Source organism: Helicobacter sp. MIT 00-7814 (assembly GCF_003364115.1).
Classification (GTDB): domain Bacteria; phylum Campylobacterota; class Campylobacteria; order Campylobacterales; family Helicobacteraceae; genus Helicobacter_F.
On the sequence record NZ_NXLL01000035.1, the window covers coordinates 1 to 15,345 of the forward strand.

A 15,345-nucleotide genomic window follows, 5' to 3' on the forward strand; every position below is an offset into this window, starting at 1 on the left:
ACCCCCGACGACGCAAAAATTTGCAAAGCAAATTTTTAGGGATTTTGCTCTAGCAAAATCTAGGTTTGCGCTTGAGGCGCTTAAATTTACGATTCTATAGTTTTTATTTCGGATTCTGTGAGATTGTAGAGTTTATAGACTAAAAAATCAATTTCAGATTCTAATGCGCTTGTGTCAAAAGTAGAATCTTGTGCTTTTTGCTCCAAAATCTGCTCGACTAGCTTTATGATTTTATCCGCTATTTTTTTATTGCTAGAATCTATTTTTGGGATAGGTAATTGCTCAATTTTATCTTTTGCACCATAGGCATATTTTCCTGTTTCTATTAAATTAGTAAGTTGCGTTATGAGCCACACATAAAGCTTAGAATTCATAAGCCCCAAAAGATAAAACAAAAAATCCTCTTTGTCGCTAGTAATCATAAAAAGCGAATTATTGAAATACATCAATTCTTTAATATATGTGAAAAAATATTCGCCACTTACTGGATTCCATATAATCTTTGGCTTTTCAAATTCCCCCAAATACGCACAATTTCTAAGATTATAAGGTGTTATGCCTTTGTCATCGCGATTGTAGAATCCCTTTCCTTTGCCTTTGTGAGATTCTCCCATTTTGTCAAAATGTGCTTTAAGCGCGGGGTATTGCTCTATGTCAATTGGTGGGATTCTGGTTTGTGTGGATTGCTTCGTCGGCTTCGCCTCCTCGCAATGACTAGTATTAGCGGTGTAGCCATTATGCGTGTTTATTATCCACAATCCCGCCCACTCATAGCTATATCGCTTTATATCCCTTCCGCGCAGAATGGGCTTGATAAGCTCCTGCGTGCGCGCCCTTTCATCATCATCTTTGCAGTTATTTAGAATCTCCTCTCTTTTCGCGCTATCGATGATAAAGGCTTCATTGTAGCCTGTTTTTATCCCATAATTTATAGAAATATCCCACTCTTTTAGCGGTGTGCCGATGGATTCTATCTTTTGCTTTATGGCTTCTTGCGCTTGTGTGGGGAAACTCCAACTAGCAGAATCTAGCTTATCTTGCGCAAACTCGCGCGCGCAATCCTGCTTTGCTATGACTGCGGCTAAGTCTAGCGTAGATTTTTTGGTGTCGGATTTTAGCTTTGGGTGGGCGTAGATGAGCGCATTTGTACTACCACTTGTGCTGCCATTTATGCTATTTGGCGCGTGCTTTTTAAAGCTTAGGATACTTGTATCTACGCTTGCTTTATCAAAGACTTTGAATCCATTTAGCTCGGTGTAGCTAAGAATGCTTGTGCGCTCACACAAAAATGCGCGCAATGCCTCGCCATAGCCCGCGCGCGTGTATTTGTTGCTAGTGATGAAGCTTAGGATTCCATCTTGGCGCAAGACATTGTAGCCCTGCTCGTAAAAATATGTATAAATATCGCTCGTCCCGCTGTAAATCTCAAAGGCTTTTTCTAAGTGGGGTTTGAGGTGCTTTATCTCTTCTTGGCGGATATAGGGTGGATTGCCGATGATTAAATCAAAGCCTAAAAAGTCGCCATTGCTATCTAGCACCTCTGGGAATTCAAAGCGCCATTCAAAAGTGTCGTTTAAGCGCATGGATTCTAAAAACTCAAAATCTTTGTAAAGAAGGCTAAGTAAATTTTCCCCTTGCTTATCAAGTGCTTTTGGCTCTAAGGATTCTAGTGTGGGCTGGAATCTAAAGCCTTTGCCTTCTTTTTGCTTTTTCTTAATGATTTTTATCATTTCCATGCCAAAGGGCGTTTCAATGTCAAAACTATCCTCGCCATAGGTAGAAACAAACGCGCGCAAATTTTCTATTAATCTAGCGTTGCTGGCGTGCGCTTGCAAAAGGTAGGTTTTTAGCAGGGTTTTGATAGATTGGATTTTGGCAGTGATAGAATCTTTGTCCTTTAAAGCGTCTTTGTAAAGCTCCACATGGATTTTATACTCATCAATCGCGGTTTTTAGGTTATTGGCAAAATCTTTTGTTTGGGCGATGGTAAAGTGAGAATCTAGCGGGAAACTTGAAACTAAGCTATTCCCACATTTTATGTTGATATCGATATTTGGCAGGGTGTGGAGCTGATGGGTGGATTTAAAGCGCGGGTTAAATCCTTGTGGCTCGAAATCCAAATAATACGCGTTTTTGAGTAGCTCAATCCAAAGGCGCAGGCGTGAAATCTCGCAAGAGTTTGGGTTGATATCCACGCCAAAAAGGTTGTTTTCAATAATCGCGCGTTTGAGGTTGAAAAGTCCTTTTTGTATGATATGCGCTTCCTCGCTTGCGCTTTTTGGCTTGGTGTAGGCAAACTTCCTGCCACGCGTGAAAATTATCACCTCATCATTTTGTAGCTCTAAGTCATACTCGATAGATTCCGCGTTTTTGTAGAATCTAAGCAAATCTAGCTTGTAATGGATTGCTATCATCTCATTGAGCGCGGAGACTAGGAAATGCCCGCTACCTACGCTTGGATCACAGATTTTGACAGAATCTAGGAGGTTTTTATATTTGGCGATGATGTCTTGCGTCTGCGCGCGGTTTTCTCGGATTTCGTTGCGTATTTCTTCGCGCAAATCTTTTAGATTCTGTGCGCGCCAGCTAGGATTTTGCGCGTTAAATTTATCAAGCACGATTTTTTCTAAACTTTGCGCGCACATGTAGCTTGTAATAAAGCTTGGCGTGTAAAAACTGCCTTCTTTGTAGCCATTTAGCTTTTCAAAAACAAGCCCTAGGATACTTGAGCTAATGAGCCTTTGTGTGTCGAAATTTTCAGAATCTAGCCCAAAATCATACGAATCTAAGAAGCCAAAAAAGTATGTAAGCCATGATGGGGGGGGGTATTTCTAGGCGTTTTGTAGTCTTCAAGCACGCGGGTGGATTTGAAATACTCTAGGCGCATATTTTCTGGCAATGTGTTAATGGTGATAAGCTCTTTTTGACTTCTAGTAAAAAGGCTAGAGTTTAGGTAGGGAAGGTATTTTAGATGCGCGCTTTGCGTGTCTGGCTCGCTTTCTCTTTGCTCTAAGTTTTTGGCAAGAATGTTGAAAAAGAGGCTGTTTAGCGTGCTAAAGTCTTTTATTTTGGCAGTGTTTAGGAAGCTAAGCGCGTCTTTTTGCTCTTTGTTGAAATTTTTGAGATTGGATTCTAGAAGTTTCAAAAATAGCAAGCGGTTTATCCAAAGGATGAGAATCTCTAACACTTCCTCGCAAATCTCTTGGCGCGCTAGAAGCTCTTTTGCTTGGGTGAAAATCTCTTTATGCGTGGATTCTAAACACGAGATAATCGCGTAATACAGCGTATTTTTACCCTCTTTGCTCTCCACACTTGGAATGATAAGAATCTTGCCATTTCGCTCCTGCTCCTCTAAGCCCATGAGATAAAGCAACTCATGGTAAAACGGCTCATTTATGATATTAATATCCTGCGTGCGAAGCGCAAACAAAAAGTCCTTGCTAAAAAGCGCACAAAGCTTTGCAATGTCTGCCTTGCTACTTGCGCGCAAATCGATACAGCAACCACTAATGCGCGCGGTGCTAGAATCTAAAATATTGTCTTTTGATGCGATAGATTCTAGGTAGCTTTGAGAGTCCAAAATCTTGCGCGCCTCTTTGTAAAACTCTGGCGTCGTGCCTTCAAACTGCGAGGTTTTGGAATTGAAGTTTTTATAGAGTTTTTGAATCTGCGCGCTTTTATAAAAAAGCCTGTCAAACTCGCTGGCTTTGAAAATGTAGAATTGATAAAAATCAGTGATAATGAGAAATTTAATGCTTGTATTTATGAGTCGCTCGTTGTTGCGCTCGCGCAAATAGTAGAAAATGCATTCATGCAACGCCTTGCAATTGACATTTTGCGCACTAAACATTTCAGCGCTACCGGGCTTTTTGGCTTCAATCAGCACTTCGATAGAATCGCCATTTTTTAGCACTAAGTCGATGTTGCTGTTATTGTTACCTTGTGATTGTTCGGCGATACTGACAAAGCCTAATTTATCAAAAAGTAGCGCTTTTAGCGCGTTGGCTACGAGACTGCGTTCAGATTCTGCTTTGTGCGCATCGATGTAGGCGAGGTAGGATTCTAGCGTGGCGCTAAACTGCACGCGCAAGTCAGAATCCTTGCACTCAAAATGTGAAAAATCATTTAGTGGTATTTGGTTAAATTCTAGTTTCATTAAAAGACTCCTTAGGATTTAGATTCTGGCGGTTTGTTTTTATTTCGCGTTTGGTTTTTTTGTCATTGCGAAGCAATCCATAATTTAATATCTTAGATTTTGCAATTTTTAATCATTTTTTAGATTGCTTCGTCGCTTTGCTCCTCGCAATGACGAGATGGGGCGTTTGAATCCTCGTAATGACAAAAAACAATCAAAAATCATTGCTCCATCGCCTTTTTAAATTCTTTTATATCTTTACACTCTAGCACCTCCCCGCGTCTCACTTCATCAATAGCTTTTAGTAGTTCTTTGCTTGGGTGCTTTGGCTGTGTTTGATTGATTTTTACTTTGACTTGAGCGACTTTTGCCATACTTTTAATAGCCTTAATAAAATCTTCATTAGCGTTTTCTAACTGCAAATTGATTGTCATTTTTCACTCCTTTTTATATGATTATTTGCCTTTGGATTCCAAATATTCCTCATATGTCCCGCGGAAGTCGATGATTTTTGCGCCACCACCAGAATCCGCGCCTGCGCCACCATTTGCACCTGTAGAATCCGGCACAAGCTCGATGATTCTATTCGCATACGCATCGATAAGCTCTCTGTCGTGGCTTACGCATATCACATTCCCGCTAAACTTATACAGCGCCTCGCCAAGCGCGATGATGGATTCCAAATCAAGGTGGTTTGTGGGCTCATCAAGCACAAGGAAATTCCCGCCTTCAAGCATGATTTTGCTTAGCACCATGCGATGTTTTTCACCCCCGCTTAGCGCGCTCACGCTCTTTTCTTGCTCCTCCCCGCTAAAAAGCATACGCCCAAGCGCGTTGCGGATTTCGCCACTCTCTTTGCGCTTATCAAACGCGCGTAGCCACTCATACAGGCTTTCCTCGCCCCTTATCTGCTCGCTCACATTTTGGGGAAAATAGCTTTTTTCAATCGTCGCGCCCCATTTCACACTCCCGCTATCAGGTGAAAGCTCCTCGACTAGAATCTGCAGTAGCGTGCTTTTGCCCACGCCATTTGGTCCGATGAGCGCGATTTTATCGCCGGGCAGGATTTTGAGATTTACGGATTCTAGCACCTTTTTATCCCCGTAGCTTTTAGAGATATTTTCGCATTCTAGTGCTTCGTTGCCGATGGTGCGATTTGGCTTAAAAAGTATGCTAGGATCGCGCCTTGAGCTTACAGCAAGTGATGAGACATCTAGCTTTTCGAGTTGCTTTTGTCGGCTGGTGGCTTGCTTTGCCTTGCTCGCGTTTGCAGAAAAGCGACGGATAAAGTTTTCTAGCTCCTCTTTTTCTTTGAGCTTTTTATTGCGCTCGGCTTCTTGTTGCTTAGAAATAAGCGTGCTTGCAATATACCAATCATCATAATTCCCGCTAAACTCGCGCACAGCGCCAAAATCCATATCCAAAATATGCGTGCAAACGCTGTTTAAAAAGTGCCTATCGTGGCTAATAACCACAAGCGTGCCTTCATGGCGCTTAAGATTCTCTTCAAGCCACGCGATTGAGGGCAAGTCGAGGTTATTTGTCGGCTCATCAAGAAGCAAAATATCTGGCTTTGGGAAAAGCACTTGCGCGAGCAGAATCTTAAATTTATCCCCGCCGGTGAGCGAACTCATCAAACTTTCATGCATGCTTGCATCAAAGCCCAAATCCTCCAAAATCTTTTCAATCACCACCTCACATTCATACATCGGATCCTCTTCTGCGCAGATAATCTCAAGCTCGGCTAGCTCGTTATTCACCGCCTCATCGCTTAAATCCGCGTTGGTATAAAGCCACTCTTTGCGCTTTAGCGCGTCATAAAGGCGCTTATTGCCGATAAGCACGGCGTCCTTGAGACTTAGCGTTTCAAACGCGTATTGATCCTGCCCTAGCACGCCTAAGCGCGCGCCATTTTGCACCACGACTTCACCGCTGGTTGGCTCATTTGCGCCACTTAGGATTTTTAGAAAAGTCGATTTTCCCGCGCCATTTGCACCAATAAGCCCATAGCGTTTGTGCGCATCAAGGGTGATATTGACATTTTCAAAAAGCTTTTTTGTCGGATAGCGCATTGTTAGATTGATTGTTTGAAGCATGGTTTCTCCTTAAATAGTAGTTAGTTTGCCCTCGTGCAGCTGAAGGATTCTATCGCACATTTGCGCGATTTGCATATCATGCGTGGCGATGATGAGCCCAGCGCGCGCGGATTTTACATATTCAAGCACGCATTCCATCACATTGCGCGCTGTTTGGGAATCTAGATTCCCCGTAGGCTCATCAGCGAAAATAATTTGTGGCTTTTTGGTGAGGATTCTTGCGATTGAAAGGCGCTGTTGCTGTCCGCCACTTAGCTCGCCTATATTTTGGCTAAGCGTTTGCGCGATACCAAAGCGCTCTAAAAGCGCCAAATCAAGCTCTTGTTTGCTTAAAATCGTGGCAATTTGCAGATTTTCCTTCACACTAAACCCGCGGAAAAGATAATGCGCCTGAAAAATAATGCCTATTTTTTCACGGCGCAAATTTAAAAGCGCATTTTGACTTAAAGAATAAATATTTTTAGAATCTAAAATATCCACTTCCCCGCTGCTTGGCTTTAGCATGGTTGAAAGGTTGTTTAAAATCGTGCTTTTTCCGCTACCACTCACCCCCACAATCGCCACAGATTCCCCGCGCGCTAAGGTGAGATTCAAATCCTCATACAACACGCGCTCAAAGCGGTGCGTCAATGCCTTTGCTTGCAATAACATAAAAATCCTTTTTGTTAGAATCTATCTACTTAATTGCGCTTTTTGCTCGGTATCCATAATCCACACAAGCACCTGTGCCACGCTTTTATAAAGCTCTGGCGGGATCTCAGAATCTAAAGGCAAAGCAAGCAAAGAATCTACAAGCAATTGATTGCTAAAAAGTGGCACGCCAAATTCCTTTGCCTTATTTACGATTTGCTGGGCGATTTCGCCCTTCCCGCTGGCTAGGACTTTTGGGGCTTGCGGGATTTTTGCTTGTGCGTTGTAGGCGAGCGCGGCAGCTTTTGAGATGGTTTTTGTGGATTCTCTCATTTTGTGGATCTCTATTTTCAAACTTAAAAGCGCATTTGTATAGAATCAATTTGCGCCCAAGATAAATTTTTGGAGAAATCGTTGGAGAAATCTTTGGAGGAATCTTTGAAATTCGCAGAATCCGCGCCCTGCGTCAAATCTCTTGTCTGCAAAAAATACTCCACCGCGCTAAAAGCATTGCGCACAAACATATCTGTTTCGATATTCACCCTGCGCCCGACTTTGTATTCACCAAATAGCGTAGTTTTTAGCGTGTGCGGGATAATGACAAGCTCAAAGCCACTCGCGCTTTTCTTGCCACTTGTGAGACTTATACCATCGACACACACCGAGCCTTTGGGGAGGATATAGCGCAAAGGCTTAGAATCTAGCTGCAAGATAAACTCGCTCTGCGCACCCTTGTGCGCGATATGCGTGATTTTAGCAATCGCATCAATATGCCCCTGCACGATATGCCCATCAAGCCGAGAATCCGCGCGCAATGCTGGCTCGATATGCACTTTGCTTCCTGCGCTAAAATTCTCTAGTGCCACGCACTGCTTGCTTTCATCGCTTAGCTCGGCGGTAAATCCCCTAGAATCCACGCTTATAGCTGTCAAGCACGCACCATTTACCGCGATAGAATCCCCGACTTGCGCCTTATGCGCGCATTCTATTTGCAAAGCATTCCCGCGCAAACCAACCACCTTGCCAATCTCTCTCACCAACCCGCTAAACACCTAACAAACCTTTTAGAAGTAAATTTATACATTAATGCTACAATTTTAGCAAAACTTTCCTTTTCATATTTTATAGATTTTTAAAGGCGATTTTATGCAAAACCACACACAACATTTAGTAATGATAGACACGCACTGCCACCTAGATTCTAGCGATTATATGCAGGATTTAAGTAGCGTTATAGAATCTGCTCGCACAAAAAATGTCGCACAAATCATTATCCCCGCGGCTGATATGCGGACTTTGTCGCGCGCGCAAGAAATTGCTAGCAAGTATGAAAATATCTATTTTGCCACAGGCGCGCATCCTTATGACTTAGAATATTTTGATAAGGAATTGCTACGCGTAAGCGCGCAACACCCAAAATGCGTGGCGATTGGCGAATGCGGGCTTGATTACTACCGCTTGCCTGAAAATAGCGAGGAGATTCCAGCTTTCAAAGCGCGTCAAAAAGAGGCTTTTATCGCGCAAATTGAGTTGGCTTTGGAGTTAAAATTGCCCCTAATCGTGCATATTAGAGAGGCGTCAAATGATGCGTTTGAGATTCTCAAACCCTACGCGGAGAAAGGCTTAAGGGGCGTTTTGCATTGCTTTAATGCAGACAAAATCTTGCTAAATTTGAGTGAAAATTTTTATTATGGAATCGGCGGAGTGAGCACTTTTAAAAACGCGCGTAGGCTCATTGAAGTGCTTCCGCTTATCCCAAAAAATAGAATCCTCTTTGAAACTGACGCGCCTTATCTCACACCTCACCCATTCCGTGGCACGCGCAATGAGCCCTCTTATATTCCGCTAATCGCGCAAAAAATCTCTGAAGTGCTTGAAATGCCTCTAGATTCTCTGCAAGCTCAAGTTTTGCAAAATACCTACGCGCTTTTTGGGAAATTGCAACCGCTTAAAAGTCCTCTAAATAATGCGCAAGATTCTGAAGTATGTATGGAATCTAGCGCAAATTTGGCAGGTGCGCTATGAAAAAGCTTCATAAATTTTTTGCTTTGCTTACCAGCGCACTTTTGACAAACGCGCATGCGAGCGAATATTATTCCTTTGTGGCGAGCTCTGAATTTATGGCGCCAAAGATTTTGCAATCTTTTGATTTGGAGCTTGATTTTTTGGGCGAGCAGGACGAGCAGCGCGCCGCGATTGAATCTAGCGCGCAGTATTTTTTGAAGCGTTTTGAAAATAGCTACACTTTTATTCCCATTATCCGCAATATGATTGCTCAAGAGGGCTTGCCACAGGAATTTTTGTTTGTGGCGATGGTGGAATCTGAATTTATCATAAACGCGCAAAGCTCAAAGCGTGCAAGTGGGATTTGGCAGTTTATGCCAAACACCGCAAAATCCCTTGGGCTTGAGATAAACGACTATATCGATGAGCGCAAAGATTTGATAAAATCCACGCGCGCGGCGTTAGGGTATCTTAAATTTTTATACGAGCAAACAGGGCAGCAGTGGTATCTTGCGGTGATGGCGTATAACTGCGGGTATGGGCGTTTGCTAAAAGCCATAGAGCAGGCAGATGGCGACACGAGCCTAAACACGCTTTTAGATGAGGAAAAGCAGTATCTCCCGCCAGAGACGCGCAATTATATCCGCAAGATTGTGGCGATGAGCCTTGTATTTAACGATGCGGATTTTTTGAAAAATAATAATTTAGAATATTTGCTTAATCGCGGTGCAACTGACACGCTAGCGACTTTGAAGCTTAAAAGTGGTGTTCCTTTAGGGCTTGTGGCAAATAGCATTGGGCTAAGTTTAAATGAGCTAAAAAAATACAATATGCACTTTAAATACGCCTTCCTCCCGCCCGGACCTGCGGATAAAGAATATAATGTCTATATTCCGTATGAAAAGCTTTCACTCTTTAGGCAGAATTTTGATACAAATTACAAGCCAAATTCCGCTTTTATCCTCCATAAGGTGCAAAAGGGCGAGACGCTTACTTCTATTTCGCGTCAATATAAAACCACGATTAATGAGCTTAAGCGCGTAAATGGGCTAAAAAACTCATTTCTTTCAATCAATCAAAAGCTTGTAATCCCTATCCTTAAGACTTAGGAGCGCAAAATGAATGCGATGAAATATGTGGCAATATTTGGAATCTGCGCTTTGTGCGCGTTTGGCGCGGATAAGCTTGAAGTGCAGGCAAAGACTTTCAATAGCGATGATAGAGCTGGGCGCACAGAGCTTAAGGGCGAGGTTTTTATCAAAAAAGGCGCGGATAAGCTTTGGGCAGATGTGGTGGTTATCCTCACTGACAAAAATCGCAAACCGCTAGAATACACCGCCACAGGGAAAGTGAAGTTTTATGTCGAAACGCAAGATGGCAGGAAAATCAATGGTAGCGCGCAAAAAGTCGTCTATGACACGATAAATGATGAATATCGCCTGTATGAAAATGCTAAGATTCAAGAAGTCGATAGCCCAAACGCCATAACAGGGGAATTTATCACGCTTAATAACAAAAAGGGGCAAGCCTACTCTGAAGGGGCGAAAAACAAGCCAACCACACTTATTTTTGAACTCAATGACAATGATGAGAAAAAATAGCCAAAATCTTTTCTTTTTGTAACTTCGCGTTGAGATTTATTGTAAATTTCCACAAATTTTCACAAATATCGTTTTTTTTTTTTTTTGAATCTTGCTACAATTGCCACTTAAGGCTTTTGCCAAAATATAACACAAAGGAATATAAATGAGCAGATTCTTAAAAATTAGTGCAGTAGTGGCAAGTGTGGTGCTAAGTGGTGTAAATGGGGCGGATATTACGATAGATGATAACACTAACTTTTTTACTTATTTTACCCAAAGTGGTGAGAGCGCGATTTTAAAACCAACACACAAAAATGACAATATTTATTTGCATACAAATCCGGGTTGGTATAAAGACACACCAATTCAAGATGCGAGTGGCACGATTAGCTATGAGCGCTCATTTTCACGCGTAGCGATAGAGGCAAATAAGCTTATTTTAGATGATTATACTCATTCAGCTAATTTTAATGAAAGTAGCAATCTTGGTATTTGGCCCGGTATTGGAGAAAAAGCATTTGGCTTTGATATTACCACCGCACAAGGTATGGAAGTAAGTGGAAGTAGCTCTGTTTCCGTCACCGCCCCTTCAACCATCACTGGGAATCTCTCTTTGCAAGGTGCGCAAAAACCTACCCTCGATAAAGATTCCCAAGGAGATTATATTTATACTAGTGCAAAAATTTCTAGAATGATAATAACCTCAGATTCTGAGTATCAAGGGGATTTGTATATTAATGGAAATCTTACTATGACTAATGGGATATTAGAACTATCAGATATACAGAGAAAAGGGAATCTGCTAAAGGTCAATGGTAATGTAAATATGAAAGATTCTGGGATTGGCATTTACACAGATAGTTTGAAAAAACTAACAGCAAATAATTATGTGATTATCTCTGGTGGAGCAAATACAAAATACAATGCTGATATTACAGATAAAGGGGTAAATATTGTTGTGCCTTATTTAGAAGTAGAGACAGAAAATTTATTAGCAGATAAAACCATTAGGCTTAACTCATTGCAACCACGAGTTGGAATAGTTGTTGAGGATTTAGTAAGTTACAATCTTAAGGTTAGCGGTTCTGATTTGCTTGTAGAATCTAGCGCAAAGGCTGATAATAGCTATGGAAAGATTCTAGAAGTAGAAAAAAACTTTAGGCAAGAGGCAAAAGAACTTCTTGAAAAACTAAAAACCAATGAGGAATACCAAAAGGATTTTGACAATGCTAAGCAACAATATGAAAGCGAGCTAGCAAGCGGAAATGTAAGCACAGACACGCAAAAATGGTATGACTATACAAAATCAAGATTAGAAAACACAAATGCCGGCATTGCGGATTTAGAATCTCAAATCACAAACTATGACAAATCCATCGCTGAGTATCAAAGCGCGCAAACAAATGGAACAAGTGCTTCAAGCGCCATCATTGGCACCCTTGCGCCGAGTTTGGCAAATGATGAAAATAAAAAGCAATTAGGCGCTGGCGTGTTAGATTCCCTAGGGGCAAATAAGAATCTCGAACTTCTTATTGTTGGTGATAGCGACACTATTATCACAGGTGTAGTAAGCGCCCTGCAAGCGCAGGAAAGCACACAAACAGCAAGCGCGATTTTTAGCGGATTGACAAGCTCAAACCTTGATAATAACCTTTTAAGCGAGCTTGTCACAAACGCACAAAGCCTCACAACCACGCTAAGCGATATCAACAACAACGCAAAAAGCGCAGCAGATTCTGGCGGTGGGAGCAAAAACGCCAACACCTCCATAAGCGTATCAAATGACATGGCAGTGGGGAATAGAATCGCCATGCTACGCAACCCCTATGGCAACTACGCACTTGATGCAAAGCTTAAAAAAGCACGCTTTGCGATGATTGCAAGTGATATGCGCTATGACTTTGGCTTGAGCGATTATAATCACAGCGTTTGGGGTAATGTCTTTGGTGGGGCAAATATCATCGGTAACAACACCGGCGCGCTCTATGGCTTTAGCTTTGGTGTGGATAGACGCCTCACTGAAAGCGTGATTTTGGGCTTTTATGCCACTTATGCAAATGCAACTTTAAAAGACAATACACTTAATCAAAACTCCCATAATGCGCAACTTGGCGTGTATGCTTCACTCAATCTCACACCACTTTGGGAAGTGGGGCTAAAGGCTTATGGGCAGTTTTCCCCAACCACGCAAGAATCCTACACAAATAATCTTGTCTCTACTGCGGATTTTAACCGCGCATATTTTGGGCTAAATGCTAACATCGGGCGTGTTTTCAAGTTTGGTGATTCAAATATTAAGCCCTTTGTTGGTGCAAACTACTATTTCACACACACGCCAAGCTACACTGAAAAAAATGGCTTAGCCAAAAATGTAGAATCCTCCCTAAGCAATGCACTTAGCCTCGAGCTTGGTGCGGAATTGCGTCAGTATTTTGGTGGACTTAGCTATTTCTTTGCCACGCCAAAAATCGAACAATATGTACTAAATAGTGGAAGTGCTTACACGGCAAGCTTTGTAGGCTCTAGCGCACCGAGCTTTAGTATAGAATCTAAAAACAGCGCCAAAACTTACGGGCAGCTCATCATCGGTGGCACAATAGGCTTTAGCGATAGATTTAGCATAAATCTTGGTGTAGGTGTGAAGCAAATCCTCGCTGGCAAAGTAGATGCTAAAAATGAAACCTATGCAAGCGGGAATATTGGGGTAAAGTATAGGTTCTAAGATTTTATTGCATTACCTATCACTTGCAAGAGAAAGCCCTTGCAAGCTTTACTCCCATCTCATTACATTTTGCCTTCACGCATATACATAACCTTTTTTAAATTGGTGAGAATCTTTAGATTCCAACCAACGCCAAAAATCTCACAATCTTATCAGCCAAAAAAGCTTGAGTATGTGCGCGAAGCGGAGGCGAAGCGGGATTCACTCCCGCGCAAACGATACAATAGATGGAATACAATCTTTAGATTCTGCGGAATGAAAGCGCTTCTAAAATATGCTCTTTGTGGATTTGTGGGCTTTGGGCTAAGTCTGCGATAGTGCGCGCGATTTTTTTAATTTTATTTAGCGAGCGCATGGAAAGATTAAATCGCTCGCTTGCTTGGGAAAGCAGAGTTTGCGCCTCTGCGCTAAGAGTGCAAAATTCCTCAATCTCCTTTTCACTTAACTTTGCGTTAAAAACTTTCTGCCCGCGCGTCTGCCTTGCAAAAATAAAAGCCTCAAAAACACTTTTTTGCATACTTTGAGAATCTAACCCGCTCACGGCTTTGTCGCCCTCCTCGCGCTCTTTTTCATTCATCTGCACAAATAAATCTATCCTATCCAAAAACGGCTCGCTTAGGCGGTTTTTATACGTAGCTATTTCTTTATCTTGGCAACGACACTCTTTCGTCGGGCTTAGCAGATTCCCACAAGGACAGGGATTTTGCGCGCCGATAAACTGAAAAGAAGTATCATATTCTAGCTTTGAATGCACGCGTGAGATTGTCATTTTGTTGTTTTCCAGTGGCTCGCGCAGGGATTCTAAAATATCGCGCTTAAAATGTGGCAACTCATCAAAAAACAAGATTCCATTGTGCGCGAGCGCGATTTCCCCGGGCTTTGGCTCATATTGTGTCGCAGAGCCGAGGATACTTGCTTTTGAGGCGCTTTGGTGGGGATTCCTAAAAGGGCGCAGGGGCGAATAAGTAGGATTGTGAGAATCAAGGCATTGAAGTTTGAGTGTTTGCATCATTTCTTTCAGGCTCATCGGGGGCAAAATCGCGCGCATACGCTTTGCTATCATGCTTTTCCCACAGCCCGGACTCCCTTCAAAAATGATATTATGAAACCCCGCCGCTGCAATCAATGCCGCACGCTTAGCAACTTCTTGATTACGCACCTCGCTAAAATCAAGCTCAAAATCATGCAAATAATAATACAGCTCGCCCTCCACTTCAAGGCAAGAAAAACCCAGCTTTTGCATACAGTGCTTTTCTTTTGCATTTTGATTTTCCTTAAAAGTTTGAGAATCTAAAAAAGAATCTTGCGAAGCGCTAGGAAGTGGTGTAGTCAAAATATCAAGCGCGCAGGCGAGTGTGGGGGCAAAGTGAAAATGCAAATGCGGGATAACCTCAAGCATATCTTTTGCGCTTTCCGGCACGATGACATGCGAAGATGGCGCGAGCAAGGCAAGATCAAAAAGCAGTGGATACATACTTTGCGTGTATTTTATGCTCCCATCAAGCCCCAACTCGCCAAAGGCAAACCACTTTTTTGAATCTTGCGCTTCTTGTGGTAGCGCTGGCTGTGCGTTTGCCTGCAATACAAGCGCGATTGGCAAGTCAAAATAACTGCCACTTTTTGGAATATCTGAAGGTGAAAGATTGATAGTGATTTTAAGCGGTGGCAAAGTGAAGTTAGAGTTTGCAAGGGCGGACTGCACGCGCTGTTTAGATTCTTGGATAGAGCTTGTGGCAAGCCCTGTTATGTGGAAGTTTGGCAAACCCCTTGTGAAGGCAGATTCTATCTCAATAATGCGCGTATCCGTGCCCACAAGCCCAGCGCAGTAAATTTTATTTGTCATTTGCAGCCTTTAATTAAAATTAAACCCAAAGACATAAAAACGCATTATGACATAACCGCTTGGAATTTCAAAAGCTTATGAGAAAAAATCTGTAGGTTTTGTTGTAAGAAAGAAAAGCAAATTTTAAGAGTTGTAAATTTTGCAGAATCTAAATAATTTAAAATACTTTCTAGCGCAAAGCTAAGTCTGCGCTAGAAAAGCTCAACAAGATTTCCCCCTAAAACCTCTTCTTGTTCACATCTTCTAATATCTCTTCTGCTATACCATTTACTCTTTGAGTAATTGTATTTGTAGCATTAGCTACTTCTACATTTTCTTGTGTAAGAGTTTCA

Annotated in this window: 13 protein-coding genes; 4 read left to right on the forward strand and 9 right to left on the reverse strand. The window is 42.2% G+C overall.

Annotation, left to right across the window (positions count from 1 at the left end):
* Positions 1–86 precede the first annotated feature (86 nt).
* The 7 genes from CQA49_RS08850 to ribE form a co-directional block, all read right to left on the reverse strand.
* Positions 87–2,645, reverse strand: coding sequence for an Eco57I restriction-modification methylase domain-containing protein (locus tag CQA49_RS08850; RefSeq protein ID WP_115575597.1), 2,559 nt, complete (start codon positions 2,643–2,645; stop codon positions 87–89).
* 140 nt (positions 2,646–2,785) lie between these two features.
* Positions 2,786–4,156 (reverse strand): hypothetical protein, encoded by a 1,371-nt coding sequence (locus CQA49_RS08855; protein WP_115575598.1) that lies wholly within the window; start codon positions 4,154–4,156, stop codon positions 2,786–2,788.
* A gap of 200 nt (positions 4,157–4,356) precedes the next feature.
* A complete protein-coding gene (locus CQA49_RS08860; RefSeq protein WP_115575599.1) occupies positions 4,357–4,569 on the reverse strand; it encodes a hypothetical protein in 213 nt (70 codons plus the stop codon).
* 21 nt (positions 4,570–4,590) lie between these two features.
* A complete protein-coding gene (locus CQA49_RS08865) occupies positions 4,591–6,231 on the reverse strand; it encodes an ABC-F family ATP-binding cassette domain-containing protein (protein ID WP_115575600.1) in 1,641 nt (546 codons plus the stop codon).
* A 9-nt stretch (positions 6,232–6,240) separates the two neighbouring features.
* Positions 6,241–6,882 (reverse strand): ABC transporter ATP-binding protein, encoded by a 642-nt coding sequence (locus tag CQA49_RS08870; protein WP_115575601.1) that lies wholly within the window; start codon positions 6,880–6,882, stop codon positions 6,241–6,243.
* A 21-nt stretch (positions 6,883–6,903) separates the two neighbouring features.
* Positions 6,904–7,194 (reverse strand): EscU/YscU/HrcU family type III secretion system export apparatus switch protein, encoded by a 291-nt coding sequence (locus CQA49_RS08875; protein ID WP_115575606.1) that lies wholly within the window; start codon positions 7,192–7,194, stop codon positions 6,904–6,906.
* Positions 7,195–7,217: 23 nt separating this feature from the next.
* Entirely contained in the window at positions 7,218–7,913 is a 696-nt protein-coding gene (ribE, locus tag CQA49_RS08880) for a riboflavin synthase (RefSeq protein ID WP_115575602.1), read from the reverse strand.
* A 94-nt stretch (positions 7,914–8,007) separates the two neighbouring features.
* Between ribE and CQA49_RS08885 the strand changes: the two genes are divergently transcribed.
* The 4 genes from CQA49_RS08885 to CQA49_RS08900 all read left to right on the forward strand — a co-directional run bounded on the left by CQA49_RS08885 (position 8,008) and on the right by CQA49_RS08900 (position 13,170).
* On the forward strand, positions 8,008–8,886 hold the full coding sequence (locus CQA49_RS08885) for a TatD family hydrolase (RefSeq protein WP_408938919.1): 879 nt from the start codon (positions 8,008–8,010) through the stop codon (positions 8,884–8,886).
* Entirely contained in the window at positions 8,883–9,974 is a 1,092-nt protein-coding gene (locus CQA49_RS08890; protein WP_258864288.1) for a lytic transglycosylase domain-containing protein, read from the forward strand. Before CQA49_RS08885 ends, CQA49_RS08890 begins: the two co-directional genes overlap by 4 nt.
* A 9-nt stretch (positions 9,975–9,983) precedes the next feature.
* Positions 9,984–10,466, forward strand: a complete 483-nt coding sequence (gene lptA / locus CQA49_RS08895) for a lipopolysaccharide transport periplasmic protein LptA (RefSeq protein WP_115575603.1) — start codon at positions 9,984–9,986, stop codon at positions 10,464–10,466.
* 145 nt (positions 10,467–10,611) lie between these two features.
* Complete coding sequence (locus tag CQA49_RS08900; RefSeq protein WP_115575604.1) at positions 10,612–13,170, forward strand: autotransporter domain-containing protein; 2,559 nt, start codon at positions 10,612–10,614, stop codon at positions 13,168–13,170.
* 241 nt (positions 13,171–13,411) lie between these two features.
* Here CQA49_RS08900 and CQA49_RS08905 read toward each other — a convergent pair whose 3' ends face one another.
* The gene (locus CQA49_RS08905; RefSeq protein WP_115575605.1) at positions 13,412–15,013 is read right to left on the reverse strand and encodes a YifB family Mg chelatase-like AAA ATPase; all 1,602 of its coding nucleotides are present in this window, start codon (positions 15,011–15,013) and stop codon (positions 13,412–13,414) included.
* 217 nt (positions 15,014–15,230) lie between these two features.
* A partial coding sequence (locus CQA49_RS10335) for a hypothetical protein (RefSeq protein ID WP_408938908.1) occupies positions 15,231–15,345 on the reverse strand: 115 nt, incomplete at its 5' end.

Coding starts and splice junctions, on each gene's coding strand:
- CQA49_RS08865 (WP_115575600.1), bottom strand. CDS start 6,231: ATGCTTCAAACAATCAATCTAACAATGCGCTATCCGACAAAAAAGCTT.
- CQA49_RS08900 (WP_115575604.1), top strand. CDS start 10,612: ATGAGCAGATTCTTAAAAATTAGTGCAGTAGTGGCAAGTGTGGTGCTA.
- CQA49_RS08850 (WP_115575597.1), bottom strand. CDS start 2,645: ATGTGCGCGCAAAGTTTAGAAAAAATCGTGCTTGATAAATTTAACGCG.
- CQA49_RS08905 (WP_115575605.1), bottom strand. CDS start 15,013: ATGACAAATAAAATTTACTGCGCTGGGCTTGTGGGCACGGATACGCGC.
- CQA49_RS08885 (WP_408938919.1), top strand. CDS start 8,008: ATGCAAAACCACACACAACATTTAGTAATGATAGACACGCACTGCCAC.
- lptA (WP_115575603.1), top strand. CDS start 9,984: ATGAATGCGATGAAATATGTGGCAATATTTGGAATCTGCGCTTTGTGC.
- CQA49_RS08890 (WP_258864288.1), top strand. CDS start 8,883: ATGAAAAAGCTTCATAAATTTTTTGCTTTGCTTACCAGCGCACTTTTG.
- CQA49_RS08870 (WP_115575601.1), bottom strand. CDS start 6,882: ATGTTATTGCAAGCAAAGGCATTGACGCACCGCTTTGAGCGCGTGTTG.
- CQA49_RS08875 (WP_115575606.1), bottom strand. CDS start 7,194: ATGAGAGAATCCACAAAAACCATCTCAAAAGCTGCCGCGCTCGCCTAC.
- CQA49_RS08855 (WP_115575598.1), bottom strand. CDS start 4,156: ATGAAACTAGAATTTAACCAAATACCACTAAATGATTTTTCACATTTT.
- CQA49_RS08860 (WP_115575599.1), bottom strand. CDS start 4,569: ATGACAATCAATTTGCAGTTAGAAAACGCTAATGAAGATTTTATTAAG.